This window comes from Roseateles sp. P5_B10 (genome assembly GCF_056400485.1).
On sequence record NZ_JBFULE010000954.1, the window covers coordinates 1 to 1833 of the forward strand.

Here is a 1833-nt window from a genome sequence, read left to right on the forward strand (position 1 = left end):
TGCCCGCACCGATGGCGGCGACGACGAAATAGGGTTGCAGCGTCGTGTCGTCGAAGTGGCTGACACGGCGCGTGATGCCCATCAGGCCCAGCACGTACAGCGGCGTGAACGCGACCCAGAAGCCGATGAACCAGCACCAGAATGAGACCTTGCCCCAGAAGGCATCCAGGCGGAAGCCGAAGGCCTTGGGGAACCAGTAGTTGATGCCGGCGAAGGCACCGAACACCACGCCGCCGATGATGACGTTGTGGAAGTGGGCGATCAGGAAGAGGCTGTTGTGCAGCACGAAGTCGGCCGCCGGCACGGCCAGCAGCACGCCGGTCATGCCACCGATGGTGAAGGTGATCATGAAGCCGACCGTCCACAGCATCGGCACCTCGAACTTGATGCGGCCGCGGTACATCGTGAACAGCCAGTTGAAGATCTTGGCGCCCGTCGGGATCGAGATGATCATCGTCGTGATGCCGAAGAAGCTGTTCACGCTGGCACCCGAGCCCATCGTGAAGAAGTGGTGCAGCCAGACGAGGTAGGACAGGATGGTGATGACGACCGTGGCATAGACCATGGACGCATAGCCGAACAGCTTCTTGCGGCTGAAGGTGGACACCACCTCCGAGAAGATGCCGAACACCGGCAGCACCAGGATGTAGACCTCGGGGTGGCCCCAGATCCAGATCAGGTTCACATAGAGCATGGCGTTGCCGCCAAGGTCGTTGGTGAAAAAGTTGGTGCCCAGATAGCGGTCGGCCGTCAGCAGCGCCAGCGTTGCGGCCAGCACGGGGAAGGTCGCGACGATGAGCACGTTGGTGCACAGCGACGTCCACGTGAAGACAGGCATCTTCATCATCGTCATGCCCGGCGCGCGCATCTTSATGATGGTKGCGATCAGGTTGATGCCCGACAGCGTCGTGCCCACGCCTGCGATCTGCAGTGACCACAGGTAGTAGTCCACCCCGACATCCGGGCTGGCGAGAATGCCCGACAGCGGCGGATAGGCCAGCCAGCCGGTCTTGGCGAACTCGCCGATGAACAGCGAGATCATGACCAGCACAGCGCCGCCGGCCGTCATCCAGAAGCTGAAGTTGTTCAGGAAGGGGAAGGCGACGTCGCGTGCGCCGATCTGCAACGGCACGACATAGTTCATGAACCCGGTCACGAAGGGCATCGCGACGAAGAAGATCATGATGACGCCGTGGGCCGTGAAGACCTGGTCGTAGTGGTGCGGCGGCAGGAAGCCGGCGTTGTCGGCGAAGGCCATGGCCTGGTGCGCCCGCATCATCAGCGCGTCCGCGAAGCCGCGCAGCAGCATCACCACGCCGAGGATGATGTACATGATGCCGATCTTCTTGTGGTCGATGCTGGTGATCCAGTCGGTCCACAGATGGCCCCAGAGGCGGAACTTGGTGATCAGCGCGAACACCAGCGCGCCGCCCAGCACCACGGCAATGAAGGTGGCGATGAGGATGGGCTCGTGCAGCGGCAGCGAGTCCCAGCCGAGGCGGCCGAGGATGGGATGCAGCTGATCGAGCGTCTGGTGTTGGGCAACGACGGGATTGGACATCGGTCGGTCTCAGTTCTTCAGCGCGACGGGTGAAGCCTCGGGGGCTTCGACAGGCAGGCCCAGCAGGTTGGTCGGCGTGCACAGCGCGGCCACCACCATGCGGTCGCGCCTGTTCCCTTCGGCATCGCGCCAGGGGCTGCGCATCGTGCTGGCCACGCCGCCCTTGCCGGCACCGCCGGCTGCGTCGATGGCCATCATCTGGCTGGCGCACATCTTCTTGCCGTCGACGCAGCGGTCGACGATGGCGCTCCAAAGGCCGGGCTCGACACTGG

At 63.6% G+C, this 1833-nt stretch carries 1 protein-coding gene and 1 pseudogene; both read right to left on the reverse strand.

Translation table 11 applies throughout. The features are described from left to right. A partial coding sequence (locus tag AC1DU6_RS29675) for a cbb3-type cytochrome c oxidase subunit I (RefSeq protein WP_477861599.1) occupies positions 1-1561 on the reverse strand: 1561 nt, incomplete at its 3' end. Positions 1562-1570: 9 nt separating this feature from the next. Further along, a pseudogene (locus tag AC1DU6_RS29680) lies at positions 1571-1833 on the reverse strand (hypothetical protein); the annotation flags it as partial.